The organism is Flavobacterium sp. UBA2787 (assembly GCA_002352205.1).
GTDB lineage: Bacteria > Bacteroidota > Bacteroidia > Flavobacteriales > Flavobacteriaceae > Flavobacterium.
In genome coordinates, this window is sequence record DEHZ01000015.1 from 323,671 (window position 1) to 340,535 (window position 16,865).

15 protein-coding genes are annotated in these 16,865 nt (G+C 33.8%); 4 read left to right on the forward strand and 11 right to left on the reverse strand.

The genetic code is table 11. The features are described from left to right. Positions 1-30 precede the first annotated feature (30 nt). The 4 genes from B4N66_RS14525 to B4N66_RS14540 all read right to left on the reverse strand — a co-directional run bounded on the left by B4N66_RS14525 (position 31) and on the right by B4N66_RS14540 (position 6,630). Positions 31-3,132 carry a hypothetical protein gene (locus B4N66_RS14525; RefSeq protein WP_291095710.1) on the reverse strand — a complete coding sequence of 1,034 codons (3,102 nt, stop codon included), beginning with the start codon at positions 3,130-3,132 and terminating at the stop codon, positions 31-33. A gap of 256 nt (positions 3,133-3,388) precedes the next feature. Further along, positions 3,389-4,339 (reverse strand): T9SS C-terminal target domain-containing protein, encoded by a 951-nt coding sequence (locus B4N66_RS14530; protein ID WP_291095712.1) that lies wholly within the window; start codon positions 4,337-4,339, stop codon positions 3,389-3,391. 119 nt (positions 4,340-4,458) lie between these two features. Further along, positions 4,459-6,003 carry a ribonuclease E/G gene (locus tag B4N66_RS14535; protein WP_291095714.1) on the reverse strand — a complete coding sequence of 515 codons (1,545 nt, stop codon included), beginning with the start codon at positions 6,001-6,003 and terminating at the stop codon, positions 4,459-4,461. 333 nt (positions 6,004-6,336) lie between these two features. Next, a complete protein-coding gene (locus B4N66_RS14540) occupies positions 6,337-6,630 on the reverse strand; it encodes an HU family DNA-binding protein (protein WP_112085891.1) in 294 nt (97 codons plus the stop codon). Positions 6,631-6,762: 132 nt separating this feature from the next. Between B4N66_RS14540 and mutY the strand changes: the two genes are divergently transcribed. From mutY to gldD, 4 genes are read left to right on the forward strand one after another with little or no spacing between them, the layout of a single operon-like run. Then, positions 6,763-7,800 carry an A/G-specific adenine glycosylase gene (gene mutY, locus B4N66_RS14545; protein WP_291095716.1) on the forward strand — a complete coding sequence of 346 codons (1,038 nt, stop codon included), beginning with the start codon at positions 6,763-6,765 and terminating at the stop codon, positions 7,798-7,800. 55 nt (positions 7,801-7,855) lie between these two features. Then, on the forward strand, positions 7,856-8,293 hold the full coding sequence (locus tag B4N66_RS14550) for a single-stranded DNA-binding protein (protein ID WP_291095718.1): 438 nt from the start codon (positions 7,856-7,858) through the stop codon (positions 8,291-8,293). Positions 8,294-8,315: 22 nt separating this feature from the next. Then, entirely contained in the window at positions 8,316-9,611 is a 1,296-nt protein-coding gene (locus B4N66_RS14555) for a gliding motility-associated protein GldE (protein WP_291095720.1), read from the forward strand. Beyond that, a complete protein-coding gene (gldD, locus tag B4N66_RS14560) occupies positions 9,604-10,167 on the forward strand; it encodes a gliding motility lipoprotein GldD (protein WP_291095722.1) in 564 nt (187 codons plus the stop codon). Before B4N66_RS14555 ends, gldD begins: the two co-directional genes overlap by 8 nt. A gap of 169 nt (positions 10,168-10,336) precedes the next feature. Here the strand turns inward: gldD and B4N66_RS14565 are convergent, their stop codons facing one another. The 7 genes from B4N66_RS14565 to B4N66_RS14595 form a co-directional block, all read right to left on the reverse strand. After that, a complete protein-coding gene (locus tag B4N66_RS14565) occupies positions 10,337-11,737 on the reverse strand; it encodes a T9SS type A sorting domain-containing protein (RefSeq protein WP_291095723.1) in 1,401 nt (466 codons plus the stop codon). 390 nt (positions 11,738-12,127) lie between these two features. Beyond that, positions 12,128-12,460 (reverse strand): hypothetical protein, encoded by a 333-nt coding sequence (locus B4N66_RS14570; RefSeq protein WP_291095725.1) that lies wholly within the window; start codon positions 12,458-12,460, stop codon positions 12,128-12,130. Positions 12,461-12,670: 210 nt separating this feature from the next. Continuing rightward, positions 12,671-13,156 carry a hypothetical protein gene (locus B4N66_RS14575; protein WP_291095727.1) on the reverse strand — a complete coding sequence of 162 codons (486 nt, stop codon included), beginning with the start codon at positions 13,154-13,156 and terminating at the stop codon, positions 12,671-12,673. Between the two features lie 4 nt (positions 13,157-13,160). Continuing rightward, the gene (locus tag B4N66_RS14580) at positions 13,161-13,304 is read right to left on the reverse strand and encodes a hypothetical protein (protein WP_291095729.1); all 144 of its coding nucleotides are present in this window, start codon (positions 13,302-13,304) and stop codon (positions 13,161-13,163) included. Continuing rightward, complete coding sequence (locus tag B4N66_RS14585; RefSeq protein WP_291095731.1) at positions 13,298-14,215, reverse strand: hypothetical protein; 918 nt, start codon at positions 14,213-14,215, stop codon at positions 13,298-13,300. The genes B4N66_RS14580 and B4N66_RS14585 overlap by 7 nt, the downstream gene beginning before the upstream one ends. Before the next feature lie 83 nt (positions 14,216-14,298). Then, positions 14,299-14,727 (reverse strand): hypothetical protein, encoded by a 429-nt coding sequence (locus B4N66_RS14590; RefSeq protein WP_291095733.1) that lies wholly within the window; start codon positions 14,725-14,727, stop codon positions 14,299-14,301. A gap of 610 nt (positions 14,728-15,337) precedes the next feature. Continuing rightward, complete coding sequence (locus B4N66_RS14595) at positions 15,338-16,699, reverse strand: tetratricopeptide repeat protein (protein WP_291095735.1); 1,362 nt, start codon at positions 16,697-16,699, stop codon at positions 15,338-15,340. Between the last annotated feature and the right edge of the window lie 166 nt (positions 16,700-16,865).

The window sequence follows — 16,865 nt, forward strand, 5'->3', positions numbered from 1 at the left end:
CGCCTCAGGTGGTGAGACGGTTTTTTAAGTTTAGTTTTCTATTACTTTTTCTTTATCGGTGACTTGTGGTTCTTTTTTTTCTGAACGAGCACTTTTTTCTTTAGTGCTTTCTATAGTTGAAATTTCCGTATTCTCTTTTAATGGCGATTTATTTGCGGTAGATTCAACCTTTTTACTTTTGTTATAAATTCCTTTATCGTTTGTTTGATTAAATAATTCCGGCATTAAATAATTTCCTTTATCATTTGAATCTTTATTGATTTCAACTTCTCTTTTTTCTGGGAATTGTTGTAGGTATAAGTCATTTCGTTCAGCATAAACTTGCCATGATATTTTTTGATTAGGAAGTCCTCCTGCAATTTTAAATTGATTGTTGTTTATTTCATCTTTAATATATACATCAGATTTTGACCCAATTGATGTTAAATTATAAGAAAAATTGGTGTTGATGTCTTCAAAATAGTTAGGAAGAGTCACTATGGCTTCTCCATTAGCATCTAAAACAACATTTCCACGATAAACGTTAAGCACTTCATTTGATTCCAATGCAAAATGACGCAAATATTTGTTTGCTGGATCTGTTGGATGGTCGATATAAAAAGGTTTTATTCCGGATGCTCCCATATCACCATTTGCAAAAACAGCAAATCCGGCAGAACCTGCGGGCGTTTGGCCAACAATTCCATCACCTATTAAACCGGTATTTATACCAACAATTGCTTCGCCAGTGGATGAGTTTTGACCTTGAACACCAACACCAGCACCGGTATTAAAGCCAATAACCCCAATTCCGGTTGTTACACTTTGTCCTTGAACACCTACACCGGTTCCTGTATTAAACCCGATTACACCAATTCCGGTTGTGGCACTTTGTCCTTCTATACCACGACCTGTTCCGGTGTTGTTACCTAATACTGCATTTCCTGCTCCATTGTTAAATCCAAAAACGCCAATTCCGGTTGATACACTTTGACCTCTAACTCCTACACCGGTCCCTGAGTTTTCACCCCAAACACCATTGCCGGTTCCAGTATTTGTTCCTAAAACACCTGTTGCGGTAGTTGAACTTTGTCCTCTTACACCAAACGCATTTGCACCTGTTGTGCTTCCAAAAACACCAATTCCGGTTGCATTATTGTTGAATCCCCAAACACCGTAACGATTTGCCACCGTAGATTCGCCTATAACACCATCACCACCCGTATTATTTGCAAATCCATAAACTCCCGTTCCATTTGTACCACTAGCTTGACCGTAAACACCATTTCCAAGATTTCCAGTTGTATTTCCCCAAACTCCAGTACCACCGGCACCATTACTAGTTCCGTAGGAACCGGCACCATTTGCTACATTGGCCACTCCAAAAACACCAGCACTTACTGCTCCGGCAGTTTGACCATATACACCGGCACCTGTACTTAAATTATTTCCTAATACACCAATTCCGGTTGCGTTATTCGTTAAACCATACACACCTTGACCAGTACCGGTGTTTTGACCATAAATGGCAGCTCCTGTTCCCGAAGCATTTCCATCAACGGCATCGTTGTTACCAGTAGCTAAGCTGTAAAAGGTTGAAGTTGCAAAAGCAGTAGCAGAATTCACGATTACTTGTCCGGTTGCATTAATTCTTAATCGTTCGGTTGAGGTAGTAGAAAATCCTAGGATATTTGCTCCAATTCTATACATTCCCATGGTTGATCCAGTAGCAGGAGACCATGAGTAGGTAGGTTGGGCTGCATCACCGTCATTGTAACTTCTTATTCTGCCGTTATTTGTGAAATTAAAGCGTTCTGCATTGTTTGTTCGTACTCTAAAATCTATGTTATCTGTGGTGCCTATAAAATTTGTTGTTGCTACAGTTCCGGCATTACCGGTTGTGAGCCAAGCAAAGCCATTAAGAGCTGCAGAAGGTGATTGAAAGCTTAATGCACCCAGTGCATTGTATTGTAGAATCTGTCCGGCAACAGTTGCCGGTCTAACTGTTGGAAATGAATATCCTGTTAGTGTTGGATTGCCAATTTGAAATTGACTGTTTGTACGTAATATTTTTGCTCCAGTTGTAAATTCTCCATAAATTAAAGCATTATCAGCATTTGCATTTGAATTTTCAATGTAGAGTTTGTTGCTTCCTGTTTCAGAATAGCCAGCTTGGTTTCCAATAGCAACATTATTGTTTCCTGTTGAATTGCTAAAAAGAGATTGATGACCTATGGCAGTATTGTTTGACCCGGTTGTATTGTTTCTAATTGATTGTACTCCAAAACCACTATTATAATTACCGGCTGTGTTTGCAAACAAACTATTTACTCCAACAGAAACATTTTCAATACCAATAGTATTACTTATTAATGAAGCTCTACCAACCGCTGTATTAAAATCCCCGGTAGTATTATCTCGTAAAGTTATATAACCTAATCCTGTATTTGAACTGCCGGTAGTATTGGTTGTTAAAGAGTTTCTTCCAATAGAGGTGTTTTGATTTCCAGTTGTATTACTATACAAAGAACCGGCACCCATGGCTACATTTTCTCCACCGGTAGTGTTTAAAAACATAGTGTTTTCGCCAATCGCTGTATTTCTTGTACCTGTTGTGTTGACATTTAAAACATTGGCTCCAATCGCTGTATTTCTAGTTCCAGTTGTTGCGGGGTTTAATGAGTTTAAACCAAATGAAGTATTGTCTAAACCTAATCTACCGGCTCTTAAATTGTTTCTTCTGAAGATTAAATCAGTATTGTCGGTTGTGCCCAAAAAATTGGTTGAAGAGGAAGTTCCGCTATTTCCAATTAAGGACCAATCGTTACTAATTCCTGCTGCAATTTTTTCCCAAATTGTTCCATTAAAGAAATAAAAACCTACTGTTGTTACATTTATTGTTGTTCCTGATGCAGATCCTGAAGCTACATCATTAATGTAAACCAAAGTGGAAGTTGGAGTAGATGCCATTAGCTGAGCTCTTTCTCTCGATACTCTTGGTATCAAAATGCCATCAACATTTGTGGCTGTTCCGGTTGGATTAGTTGCTGTAACATCTAAAGTTGCAGCTGGAGAAGTTGTTCCAACGCCAACTTGGGCGTTTACATATAAACTACTAATTAGTAGAAATAAAGGTACTATTTTCTTCATCATCAAAATATAATTTAATGGCGTTATTAATTATTTATTAGCTTGTAGGTTATTTTGATTTGTATAACAAAGTTAGTGCTATTTGTGATATAAAAACATATCTTATAAAAATTATTAATATATCAGATAAAATCTTAAAAAAATGCTAATTTTTAGAGATATTACTGTTTTATTAACTTTTTAGTTTGATTTTGAAGCAAAATATAGTTGTTGATTTTGAAGATTGAAGCAAAAAGCACAAATAAAAATGATGAAACAATTAATTTTCTTTCAAAAGAAAGCTGATAAACTGTTGTTTAACCGTTCCGATAATTTTTCTGGAAAATCGTTCATTCGTAATATAAAAATCAATACCATTCGTTGAGCTGATGGCTTCAATTTGATGAAAAGGTAATTTGAGTTTTATCTTTCTTTGATTGGCTTTTTCAAAGTTAAAATCCTTCAAATCGGTAATCAAATAAAGAAAAGGTTTTAGTTTTTTGTTATGACCGCAAAGAGCGATGAGGTTTTTTTCTTCCACAAAAGTAGCTCCGGTGATTAATCCTTTTACTTTTAGAGATGTAATGTATTCTGCTGAATAATTTCCGGGATTTTTAGGCAAACGATAAACGGCAGAATGTTTATTTTTCCATTGTTTGGTAAACAAAATCAATTCATTTTCAGTGGCAATAAAAGCTTCACAATCAAAGTTGGTTGTGTTGCTTTTTTGTTTGGTAAAATCAGTTTGTTCAGGATAAGAAAAAGTAATGATTTCAATTTTTGGATTATCAAAAAGAGAATCTTTCGCAATTTTGTAGATGGTTAAATCAGTTCGGTTTCCGCTCGCATTATTACCAAAATCACCTAAATAGAAATGGGTTTTGTCTTGTGTAAGTTCTTCCCAATCTTTGTTTTTGACGCCGTTTAATTTTATCTTTTTTGTGATAGAACCCTTTTTATCCAATTGATAAAGATTCAAATCCGTATCATCATTATGCGTGTAAAGTTGATTTTCCCACTCCACTAAACCCGAAGTTTCGTTAAGTGTATCACTTAAAATGACAGAATTAAATTTTTTTATTTTTAATCGTTTATAACAACAACTTCCATCATTTTCAATTGCATTCACATCATAATTTCTAGCCAAAACATCTGTGCAGCCTGATTGGGCTGAAGTTGTATTTTGGAAAGTAATCCAACAAAAAAGAATAATTAGTAATTGAAATTTCATCAAAAGCTGTAAAAGGAGCTTTCAAAATTAGTGTAAATCCGTGAAATCCGTGTCAAAAAAGAAAATTCCGTGAAATTTATCCAAAAAAAAAACGCCCACCAAAAGGTAGACGTTCATTTTTATTCTTTTATTACATTACCTTCTTTATCATAAAATTGGTATTGTAAAAACGTGTAAGCATCACGAGGTATAATTTTCACCCATTTTTTATGTTCAAAAAACCATTTTGAACGTAATGATGGAAAACCTTTGGTTAGGTATGCGGCCACAAAAGGATGGGCGTTAAGCACCAACTTTTTATGATTTTTTAGTCGTTCAACATCGAGATTAATCTTGTCAATCACTTGAATTGGAGCATCTATTTCTCCGTTTCCGTTGTTTGGATCTTCTTCTCTTGTTTTAATGTTAACTTCCGGTCTTACTCGTTGTCGTGTGATTTGGATTAATCCAAACTTACTCGGCGGTAAGATTTTGTGTTTTGCTTTGTCATCGCTCATTTCTTCTCGTAAGAAATCAAAAAGAACTTTTCGGTTTTCGGGATTTTGCATATCGATAAAATCGACAACAATAATTCCGCCCATATCTCGCAAACGCAATTGTCTGGCAACTTCTGCTGCAGCAATCATATTTACTTCTAAGGCTGTGTCTTCCTGATTTTGAGCTTTATTGGAACGATTTCCACTATTCACATCTATAACGTGAAGAGCTTCGGTGTGTTCAATAATCAAATAAGCTCCTTTGCTCATCGATACCGTTCTTCCAAAAGACGTTTTTATTTGTCTTTCAATGTGGTATTTTTCAAAGATGGGCAATTCTCTTGATTGGTATAACTTGACAATAGATACTTTTGTTGGATCAATTTCTTCAATTGATTCCTTTGTTTGCTCAAACAACTCTTCATCGTCTATATAAATTCCGGTAAAGGAATCATTAAATACGTCTCTAAGTATCGATGAAGCTCTGTTCATTTCACTTAATACTTTTGACGGATGATGAGCCGTTGGTAATTTTTTACACATGGCAGTCCATTTACTGAGTAAATTCTGCATGTCTTGGTCTAATTCGGCTATTTTTTTGCCTTCTGCTACTGTGCGAACAATAACACCAAATCCTTTTGGTTTGATAGATTGTACAAGTTTCTTTAAACGGTCTTTTTCTTCTTTCGAATCTATTTTTTGAGAAACAGAAACGCGATCAGAAAAAGGTACGAGAACAATATATCTTCCTGCCAATGAAAGCTCGGAGCTAATTCTTGGACCTTTGGTCGAGATAGGTTCTTTAACGATTTGTACTAAAACCGACTGATTAGCACTCAACACATCAGTGATGATACCATCTTTGTCGATTTCTTTTTCAAACTGAAAGTTTTTAAGGGAGAAATCTTTTTGTTTACCTGTGCTTACAAGTTTTGTGAATTTCAACATCGAAGCTAAGTTGGGTCCCAAATCGTGATAATGTAAAAAGGCATCTTTTTCAAAGCCTAAATTTACAAAAGCCGCATTAAGCCCCGGAACCGGTTTTCTGATTTTGGCAATAAAAATATCACCCACCTGAAAGCCGCTCTTTTGCTCTTCTTCTTTGTGTAATTCTACTAGTTTTCCATCTTTTAATAAGGCAAAATCTACTGCTTCAGAACCTGACCTGATGATCAATTCTTTATTCACGATGTAAATTTTTATCCAAACATAATAGTTGTCGGTTTTTAGTTGTAAGTGACGGATTAACCCGCAACTCGCAACTCACAACCAATCAACCTAAAGTTAGGATGGATTAAACAATATTTTAAACAGGTAGTTTGTACCCGGTGAAACAGTTATTGTTTTTTACTGTTTCATTTCAAAGAACTTTTTGTAAAAGAAAAAAGTAGTTTAGAACTACTTTTTCTTTTTGTGACGGTTAGCTCTCGCTCGTTTCTTACGTTTGTGAGTTGCTACCTTATGTCTTTTTCTCTTTTTTCCACTTGGCATAGTGTGATCTTTTTGGTATTAATAAATGAGTTATACTGCTACTTCAGTGTTGGTTTTCACACCTTCTACAAATACTTTTGCAGGTTTGAATGCCGGAATGTTGTGAGCAGGGATTTTGATTGTTGTGTTTTTAGAAATGTTTCTTCCTGTTTTTTCAGCTCTTGTTTTGATGATAAAACTTCCAAAACCTCTTAAGTAAACATTGTCTCCAGTTTCTAATGAGTTTTTAACTTCTTCCATAAAAGACTCTACTGTTGCTTGAACATCTCCTTTTTCAAGTCCTAATTTTTCTGAAATCTTCGCTACGATATCTGCTTTCGTCATTTTCTTGCGTGTTAAATTTTATGTGTAAATTTTTGAGAGTGCAAATATACAAATTAAAAAAACAAATATTCAAGCATAATTGATTAAAATTTAATTACATAAACTTATACTTTTGTTAACCAATTCAATTTTATGACTTTTTCTAATCGGCTTATTCAATGGTATTTAGAAAACAAACGCGATTTGCCTTGGCGAAATACCACGAATCCTTACAAAATATGGCTCTCAGAAATCATTTTGCAACAAACGCGAGTGGCTCAAGGTTTACCTTATTATGAACGATTTGTAGAAACTTTTCCAACGGTTTTTGATTTAGCAAATGCTTCTGAAGAACAAGTTTTGAAACTTTGGCAAGGGTTAGGCTATTATTCCAGAGGAAGAAATCTGCACAAAACAGCTCAAATTATCGCTTTTGAACTTAACGGAACGTTTCCAAAAACCTACAATGACTTATTAAAATTAAAAGGAATCGGAACCTACACAGCTGCCGCAATTGCTTCTTTCAGTCAAAAAGAAGTCGTTCCTGTTGTGGATGGAAATGTGTTTCGCGTTCTAGCCCGTTATTTTGATGTGGAAACCGATATTTCATCGGCTACAGCCAAAAAAGAATTTTCTGCATTAGCAAACGAAATCATCGATAAAAAACGACCGGATTTGTTCAATCAAGCGTTAATGGAATTTGGAGCCTTGCAATGTGTTCCTAAAAACCCAAATTGTTTGCAATGTATTTTTAATGAAAGTTGTGCTGCATTACAAAAGAAAAAAGTAGATTTGCTTCCAATAAAATTAAAAAAGACAAAAGTAACCGAACGATTTTTTAATTATTTGGTTTTTGAAGATGAAAGTAGTAATTCACTCATTCAACAACGAACATCAAAAGGAATTTGGCATAATTTATATGAGTTTCCGTTAATTGAATCGGAAAAAGAACTGAGTGAAAAAGAAATAATTGAAAAAATTTCCGCGACCTCTTTTCTTACAAATAAATTAATTTCGATAAAACCGTTTGATGAAAAAAGTGTTTTACACATCTTATCGCATCAACGACTGAAAATCAGGTTTTGGGAATTAAAAGTGGATGGTAGTATTGACAGCGGAATGTCTATAGAAGCGTTGAAAAAGTTTCCATTTCCAATCGTAATTTTTAATTTTATTGAAAAGAATTTCTAAACTGTTATTAAATTTGTAACTTTGATATAATCCAAAAAATCAACTTAAATATATTATGAATGGAACTTTAAATAAAGTGATGTTAATAGGTCACTTAGGAGACGACGTAAAAATGCACTATTTCGATGGTGGTAATTGTATTGGTAGATTTCCGTTGGCAACCAATGAGGTCTATATTAACAAAACTACAAACGAAAAACTAACTTCAACGGAATGGCATAATTTAGTGGTTCGAAACAAAGCGGCCGAAATTTGCGAAAAATACCTTTCTAAAGGAGATAAGATTTATGTAGAGGGTAGAATTAAGTCCAGACAATGGCAGGCTGAAGACGGTCAAACCAAATATACAACTGAAATTCAAGTGACTGAGTTTACTTTTTTAACTACAAAAAAGGAAACAGAACTTCATAAACAAAATCAGGATTCAAATAAAAACACTAATTTTGACCACCAAGGCGGAAGAAATTCAGACAATGACGACCAGCCTTTTTAATGTATAACCAATTTTTAAAAATTTGGACGCAGACCCCGCGAGTTTTCTGGAATTAATTAACACGAGTTTGCTCTTTGGAGTGATTGCTATTGTTGTCTTATTATTTTTTTCAGCCATGGTTTCCGGTGCTGAAGTGGCTCTTTTCTCGCTTTCTCAAAAAAATATTGAGGAAGCCATCGAACAAAATGAAACAAAAGGAAACCTAATTTCCAACTTATTAAAACGACCTAAAAAATTGTTGGCTACCTTATTGATAGTCAACAATTTTATTAATATTGGTATCGTAATCATTTTTTCGTTTATTAAAAATGATTTGTTGGGAGATATTTATCCCGATTGGTTTCAGTTTACAATTGAAGTCGGTGTAATAACCTTTTTAATCTTACTCTTCGGCGAAATTTTACCCAAAGTATACGCCAACCGAAACAATATCAAATTCGCAAAAATGGTGGCACGACCGATTCATTTTCTAAATGTGATTTTGTCGCCCATCAACATGCCGATGCGAGCCGTGACGATTTATTTTGAAAATAAATTAGGCAAACAAAAGACAAATATTTCCGTAAATCAATTGTCGCAGGCTTTGGAATTAACGTCTTCGGATGATACAACCGACGAAGAACAAAAAATTTTGGAAGGCATTGTTTCATTTGGAAATACAGATACGAGTCAGGTTATGAGTCCTCGAATTGATGTATTTGCTTTGGAAATTGATGAATCCTTTAAAGAAATTTTACCCAAAATTTTAGACAAAGGTTATTCCAGAATTCCGGTGTATCGAGACAATATAGATCAGGTGGAAGGCGTTCTGTATGTAAAAGATTTGTTGCCACACATTGACAAAACCGATTTTAATTGGATAACCTTGCTCAGAGAACCATTTTTTGTGCCAGAAAACAAAAAGTTAGACAACTTGCTGAAAGATTTTCAAGGTATGAAAAACCACTTGGCGATTGTTGTTGATGAATACGGCGGAACATCCGGAGTGATAACATTGGAAGATATTATCGAAGAAATTGTGGGTGATATAAGCGATGAGTTTGACGACGAAAACATCAACTATTCGCAAATTGACGACAAGAATTTTCTTTTTGAAGGAAAGATAAACCTGAAAGATTTTTATAGAATTGTGGATGTTGACGAAGATTTATTTGAAGATAAAAAAGGCGAAGCCGAAACCTTAGCCGGATTTATTTTGGAAATCATCGGAACATTTCCCAAAAAGGGACAAAAAATCTTTTTTGATAAATGTTTGTTCACCATTGAATCGGTTGACAAAAAACGAGTAAAACAAATTAAAGTTACCTTAGATGCATAAATCGATTGTATATTTCGGATTCCTATTTCTCTTTTGTTTATTGATAGGATGCAAAGAAGACGTTTTGCCAAAGCCCTCTGCTCAATTGCGATTGGATTATGAAATGGCAAATTACATGCAATTTGATAGTCCGTGTGACTTTAACTTTGATCATAACACAGACACTAAAGTAAATGTGAAAGACAATTGCGAGGTTACGATTCAGTATCCTAAAATGAAAGCTACGGTTTATTTAACGTATCGAAAAGTAGAGAACAACATTGATGCTTTATTGAAAGACGCTCAGAAACTTACCTACGAGCACGTAATCAAAGCCGATGATATTGTAGAAACGCCTTTTGTCAACACGAAAGACAAAGTCTACGGAATGTTTTATCAAGTAGGCGGAAATGCCGCGACCAATACACAATTTTATTTAACAGATAGTATTCAACATTTTGTGACCGGATCGGTGTATTTCTATGCTAAACCCAATTTTGACTCGATTATGCCGGCGGCGAGTTACATTAAGGATGATATGCAGACGTTGATGGAGACGATGCGGTGGAAGAAGTAATGTAGCAATTAGGCAATGTGTCAATTGGGGAACGTGGCAATTAGTCAATTATAAAATTCATTTTAATAAAATAGGTAAACCTTTGTAGAGTTAAACTTCTACAAAGGTTTTTTTAATTGTAATTATTGTTAAAAGCGACAAGCTAAAACCTTATTGAGCTTTTTCAAATCTACTTCTTAATTATTTTTTTCTCAAATATACCTGCCGAACTTTTTATACGAAGTAAATAAATTCCGGTCTTTAAATCCGCAACCTCAATAGAAGTAGTAGTTGCTTGTAGCTTTATGCTGTGCAATAATTGCCCCTGCATATCAAATAGTTCAGCGACTGTGTTAGTATCAGTTGTAAATGAGTCGGATAGTGCTAATAACAATTGTTCGCGACAAGGGTTGGGATAAACCGAAACTTTTTCAATAGCATTTTCAACGACTGATAAAACAACGTTACAAACTTCGTTTACCACTACCGGAGTAAGCCGTTGAGTAATTGTTCCATCGCCCAGTTGGCCCGAGTTATTATTGCCAACCGCATAGACAGTGCCATCGTTATCAAGAAAAAGTGAGTGACTTCCGCTTGCATCAATCGCACTAATTCCTGTGAGTCCGGGAATAATAAAGGGAATACTTTTGTTAATGGTGGTGCCATCGCCCAGTTGACCGAAAGTATTCGCTCCACATGCCATAACCGTACCATTAGTATGCAGGAAAAGGGAATACAAGAATCCACCGGATAATTTTGTGATTCCGCTTAGACCTGTTAGCTCAAACGGATTATAAATATAACTTCCTACATCAAAATTACCAAGCTGCCCAAAAGCGTTCGAGCCAACACCCCAAACCTTGTTGTCATCCTTTAGGAAAAGAGAATGCGTGCCACCTGCCGATATAGCAGTTATTCCACTCACTCCTTCAATTTCTATCGGAGTGGTTACGCCATATAAAGGTTGTTCTCCTATTTGTCCGTAATAATTACCACCGGTCGCCCAAACGGTACCATCATTTTTTAAGAAAAGTGAATGGAACTGCCCCACACTGATAGCGGTAATCCCTGTGAGACCTAACATTTGCACAGGCGTAGTTTTACTGTCGTTAGTTCCGTCACCTAGTTGTCCTGTGGAATTATTCCCTACTGCCCAAACCGTTCCATCATTTTTTAGGAAAATAGAAAAGTCCATACTGGCGGCTATGTCTGTAATTCCCGTGAGTCCTACTACTTGCACCGGAGATGTTGTACCGCTAGTCGTTCCATCGCCAAGTTGTCCATTGCCGTTACCGCCAACAGCCCAAACCGTGCCGTCATTTTTAAGGAAAAGGGAATGAAAATACCCTGCATCAACAGCGATTATCTCGGTAAGACCAACAGCCGAAATAGGTGTGCTATGATCACCAAAAGCTCCAATACCAAGTGCTCCACTGGTGTTAGACCCTACACTTTGTGGTGTTCCGCTGATGCAACGATAAACAGAATGATTAAATCCTGCAGCAATTGTTTGAGCACTGATAGTAGTGCTTGTGCTTGCAAAAAAGATAAGTACGGCATTAAGAATAAGGGTAAGTTTTCTTTGTTTCATATCCTTTTAAAATGAGTTATAATATCGATTGGTAAACTTGGGTTTATTTGCCTAATTGATTTTTCAAATATAACAAAAGATAGTTTACATCAGTAAACCGACTTTTAATTTATTGTAAATAGAAGGTTGTATTAGGTTTAGTAAAAGGAATCAATATTTGCTTCGAAGTCGTGAGACTTCGAAGAGCATCATAGCATTAAGGAGATTTCGGGTAGCTGGTGTTGATTGAGAAAAGGTCATTTCCGGGAGTATCGCTACTACTAACCAGAGGAATAAGTTGTAATATAGGTTGGTGTTCATTCTGGTTTAGGATTGAGATTTGGTTTGAATGATTTGTATCGTTGAACATCGTGACAATAAGAAGACTTCGAGTAACTGGCAACTACTTTTTCAGCGTGCTGTAATAAATCGTTCTACAATAACATAAGAATTAAAAAAACTTTCTTTGTAATGAATAGTTACTACAAATTGATTAGTATTCTTCTCAATCTTTTTTAAATCGTCAGACCACCCTGCAATGTAATGATTCGTGTCTTTAAATTTAAAGTAATAACCTCTTGATTTTCTGCTTTGAGAGATTTTTGTTATTTCACAGTTTTCAATTAAAATGGGTTTATCTTTAGAATAGTAGTTTTTGTTATAAAAATTAACAAGATACATAAATACCAAGCTAAGGGCAAATGAACCTAACAACAAAACAGCTATGATTTCTAAAGGCTTCATTTTTAAATGAATTTTTTTGTAGAAAAAAATGAACGTGGTTAGAAACAAAATGATCACAAAGGAAATAGTCTCTACAGTAAGCTTACCGGTATATATAATTGATTCTGATTGTTCTCTCGAGAATAGTAAGAAAACGATAAGGCCTATTAAAATTATATAACTTGATTTTGATTTCATTCATTATTTTATATTACCACTTATAAGTTTTATTTATTCGCTGCCTAATTCATCCTTAGTTAAGTAGATGTACGACAAACTGTTTCCATCACCTCCCATATAGGCATCATTCGCCATAGTTAACTTTAGTTCATTGAAAAAATAGTTTCCCTCATCATTTTCAAAGTATGGATAGTGTAATTTTTCAATTACTCTATTGATATCTTCTCCTATCGCGATTTTTGTATTTCCAATAGTTAATTCAATTCCCGTGTGAAATTCTATTTCGCTAAGTTGGTTTTCTTCGTCATAAGTAAAAAAAAACAAATTTTCCTCATTTTCAAAGTCTTGATAAATATCTCTTTTTTGAATTATATTGAAAGATGTATCTCCATCTAAAAAAGCAGAGTTATCAAACTCTTTATCATCATCCTTATGACTTTGTTTAAGTTTAACTCTTACATTTTCACGAGATTCGTTCCAAAGAATTTTTTCAGAATGGATTTCGACTCCTAAATTTGGCAAATAGGTAACTTTCATTTTTTTAATATTGATAGTATTTATACTGATGACGGCTTGGCGATTTGGCGGAAATGCAGCATAAAAGTGCAATAGCATTACTGCCGTTATACCTTGCACAAATGTTTGATACAACCAAACCAATGTCGCCTGCAGTTAATTTTACCATTCTCTCCATTCTTCGGTAAGGTCAATATTTTGCTCGATTTCAAGTCCTGTCTTTCTTACGACACCGTTAATAAAGTCGCATAATTCTTCTCTTTCCAAAGTTTCAATAAAACTGTTATGTTTCTCATTTATTTTATTGATGGCAAGTACTATTTTTTTAATAGAGTTATAAATAGTTATAGCTCTTTTTTTATTTGTTAGTTCGGTTAATGTCTGTAAATAATCTTTCAACAAACTTTCAACTGCATTTATTCCTTTGTCTGTAAACACATTGTCACCTTCATCTTTTCTTCGCTTCCATTCAGTTGTGGGTAATTTATTTAAATACGCTAAGATTAAAGTATTGTTTTCAGGTTTAATATGCTTGTTTTGTTGGTTTAGATATTTTTTAAGTCTAATTTTTTCTTTTTCTTTTAATGTCAATTTCAAAATACGCACCCAAATAAGTTTATATTCTGGGCTTAATGCTGTCAATATTCTGAAATCATCAAATTGTGTCCACCAACAATAGCCGTAGGAATTAGGGCTTTTTTCATAAGGTTTTTTTCCAAGTTTTTGCAATACAGTTTCTTGGTTGTCGCCTAGTAAAAGTCCAAAAGGTAAATCAACCACAGCTGGCTTTTTGTTTTCTAAAAAGTCATTATCTACTGTAATTTCATCCAAAAAAAGTTCATTGTCTGAGGTTTCATATCGCAAAGCGGGTTCACCATAGTCAAGTACATGTCTATAATAACCATCAAAGTTTAAATAAATACCATGTTTCTCATTATCTGAACTGGTGTCGTATGAATTGCCTTGAGAATCTAATTTTCTTTTGGGTGAGGCCGGTAAATCAAACTTTTTCATAAAAAGGCTAAGGTCTTCTGATAAAATTGATTTTCCGATTAAATCTGTCAATATTATTTTTGTCATTGTGTTGTCATTTTTATTTGCAGATAACGGTTCGGGGCTTTGCGTTCGGGCGGTAAATCGAAACACAAAAGCGGATAGTAGTACTAAAGTTTATTATCTTCAATATCTTTAATAAATTTCTCGTCAGAACTCAATATTGTCAAAAATTCAAAGTCACAAAAGTAAAAATTTTTCAACCCATTTTGTTGCAGTATACGCTCACGATTATGCTGGGGTAAATAGTCAATCGAAAGCGAAGATGGTACAGGTTTGTCAAATTGATATATTCTTAATTGGTTTGTATTTAGGTCCAGTATTTTCTTTAGCCCGTTTAAATCTGTCAAAATATCAAATTCCATATTTCTCACTTCTAACTCTTCAAAAGTTTCATTATTTTTCATTTTAATGTCCGTATTCCACCACGCAATGCTTTCATTTGGCATAAATTTATGAATGAAAATATGATTGCATTCTTTGTTAATTAATGACCATATTTCTTGGTTTGAGTTGATGTTAATAGTAATTTCTTTCATTTTGATATTTTCTTTTCCTAGGTGTTCTGATAAACTTTCGCATAACTTATCGCCAACCCCTACAAACATCCGCACATACACCTCCTTTTAGCTGTATAACCCAAAGTTCACCTCGTGTTAACCAAACCCAAATATATCCTTTTTTCCTTTCATTTAAAAGTGGCTTGTACTGAAATAGGTTTACACAAAAAAAAAGTATAAAATCAGAACAAAAATTATTATCACCCCAATCCAACCCCCAATCTTGTCATGCTGAGGCACGAAGCATCCCACACATCGGCACATCACCCAATTGCCCAATTGACTCATTGACACATCACCCCATCGACACATTACCAACGTCCAGTTCCCATCTCGTCTCCCCCTCCTTCGGAGGGGGCCGGGGGGAGGATAAATCAGATCCTTTTTCCCTTTAATTTAAAACTAGTTAGTTTTGATTTTTCAAAAATCACTTGCTAAAAATGGAATGATAATTTAATTCGAAGTCGTGTCCCGATAACGATCGGGATCAAAGAGCATCATACCATTAAGTAGACTTCGAGTAGTTTGGAGATAACGGGGGTTTTGCAACAGTTAAGGCTGTTAGTGGATGTATTTTATTTAGTTAATTTTATTTTATTTTTAATCCATATGTACTCATTAATAATTTTAAAATTTTTGTCGGGATTATTAATGTTGAATTAATAATCCCTGTATTTTTATCAAAATCAATCGTGAAATCGGACTTATTATTTTCTTCACTTTCCGAAAAAGTAAAATTTAAATTAGTATCTAATGATTTAACTTGAACAGAATTAAAGTAGTTTTTAAATCCTTCATAATCTTCGGATAATAAATAGTAGCTTAATTTAAGAAAACTTACATTAATTAGATTTGAACTTTCTAAATCGGATGCTTTTAGACATAAATCTAAATATTTCATCACATTTTCAAGTTGATTGTTTTTTAATAAAATAGTTGATTTTAAATAATAGGGGTTAAAAGTAGTTGGATTCAGAGCAATTTTTTTGTCTAGGTATAGTTCGCCTTTTATTGGTTCATTTAAAAAAAACAGAGAAGTATAAAGACCGTCTAAAATTGAATGCTCAAAGTCTTTATTACATTCAATTACTTTAAAACTGTTTTCAACAACTTTCTCATACATTTTATTATCAAATTCATATTGCAAAATTTTTGAGTAGTATTCAATATTACATTTATCTATTTCAATAATTCTATTTAAGTCTTCGTATTCTTTATCTTGTTTACCAATTTGAGAAAATAAAACTGCCCTTAATTTAATATTTTCTACGGTATAATTTAATTGTATAATTTGATTTTGCACTTCGATTGCTTTTTCATTATCCTTATTGTAGTTGTAAAATGCGACTAGACAATTTAATAATTCCAAATTGTTGGGATTATTCTGTAAACTATTTTTAATTTCATTTATTCCATTTTCACTTCCTTGATAAGCATAGATAATTCTTGAAAAATCTATAATTGCATAAATATCATCTGGTTTTAATTTTATATACTGTTTATAATAAGATATACCTTCATCATATTTTTTGTTATTACATAATCGAATGGCTAAATAAAGTATCATTTCATTGCTTTGAAACTGCTTGTGAATTATGTATTTTTCTAATAATCTTGTAGCTTCTTCCTGTTTTCCCAAACAATCATTAATGTCGCAAAAATTCGCCATAATATCATCTTGTATAGTCGCGTCTACATGTTCAATTATTAGGTCTAGATTGTTCATTGCATCATTACACTTATTAATAAAAAAAAGAATTTTTATTTTTTGAAGTAAGTAAGATCTATTTAAACTATCAGATAGTAAAGCACTATTAATTGATGTTAATGCTTGTTGATACTCTTTTGAATCAGTTAATTTTATTGACTCATCATAATATTTTTTTGAATCAATTTGTCCTAATAGTGTGGATGAAATAAATAGTAATAAAATGGCAAATATTCTTTCCATTGTTAAATTCGTTTTTTTGCGGTTAATATATACATTAACTTTTTGTGTCTTCAAGAAGTGGCGATGAACCAAGGCCAAGCCTTATCAAATATTACCAAAATTTTAAATTAAAAAACTTTCGAATTTCAAATAAATTCTATGCATCGCCATTTCTTGCAACCGCTCT

What these genes read in the sequence shown, in the direction of transcription:
- B4N66_RS14570 (WP_291095725.1), bottom strand. Translation starts at nt 12,460, where the DNA reads ATGAAGCCTTTAGAAATCATAGCTGTTTTGTTGTTAGGTTCATTTGCC.
- gldD (WP_291095722.1), top strand. Translation starts at nt 9,604, where the DNA reads ATGCATAAATCGATTGTATATTTCGGATTCCTATTTCTCTTTTGTTTA.
- B4N66_RS14525 (WP_291095710.1), bottom strand. Translation starts at nt 3,132, where the DNA reads ATGATGAAGAAAATAGTACCTTTATTTCTACTAATTAGTAGTTTATAT.
- B4N66_RS14580 (WP_291095729.1), bottom strand. Translation starts at nt 13,304, where the DNA reads ATGGTAAAATTAACTGCAGGCGACATTGGTTTGGTTGTATCAAACATT.
- B4N66_RS14530 (WP_291095712.1), bottom strand. Translation starts at nt 4,339, where the DNA reads ATGAAATTTCAATTACTAATTATTCTTTTTTGTTGGATTACTTTCCAA.
- B4N66_RS14585 (WP_291095731.1), bottom strand. Translation starts at nt 14,215, where the DNA reads ATGACAAAAATAATATTGACAGATTTAATCGGAAAATCAATTTTATCA.
- mutY (WP_291095716.1), top strand. Translation starts at nt 6,763, where the DNA reads ATGACTTTTTCTAATCGGCTTATTCAATGGTATTTAGAAAACAAACGC.
- B4N66_RS14550 (WP_291095718.1), top strand. Translation starts at nt 7,856, where the DNA reads ATGAATGGAACTTTAAATAAAGTGATGTTAATAGGTCACTTAGGAGAC.
- B4N66_RS14590 (WP_291095733.1), bottom strand. Translation starts at nt 14,727, where the DNA reads ATGAAAGAAATTACTATTAACATCAACTCAAACCAAGAAATATGGTCA.
- B4N66_RS14575 (WP_291095727.1), bottom strand. Translation starts at nt 13,156, where the DNA reads ATGAAAGTTACCTATTTGCCAAATTTAGGAGTCGAAATCCATTCTGAA.
- B4N66_RS14540 (WP_112085891.1), bottom strand. Translation starts at nt 6,630, where the DNA reads ATGACGAAAGCAGATATCGTAGCGAAGATTTCAGAAAAATTAGGACTT.
- B4N66_RS14595 (WP_291095735.1), bottom strand. Translation starts at nt 16,699, where the DNA reads ATGGAAAGAATATTTGCCATTTTATTACTATTTATTTCATCCACACTA.
- B4N66_RS14565 (WP_291095723.1), bottom strand. Translation starts at nt 11,737, where the DNA reads ATGAAACAAAGAAAACTTACCCTTATTCTTAATGCCGTACTTATCTTT.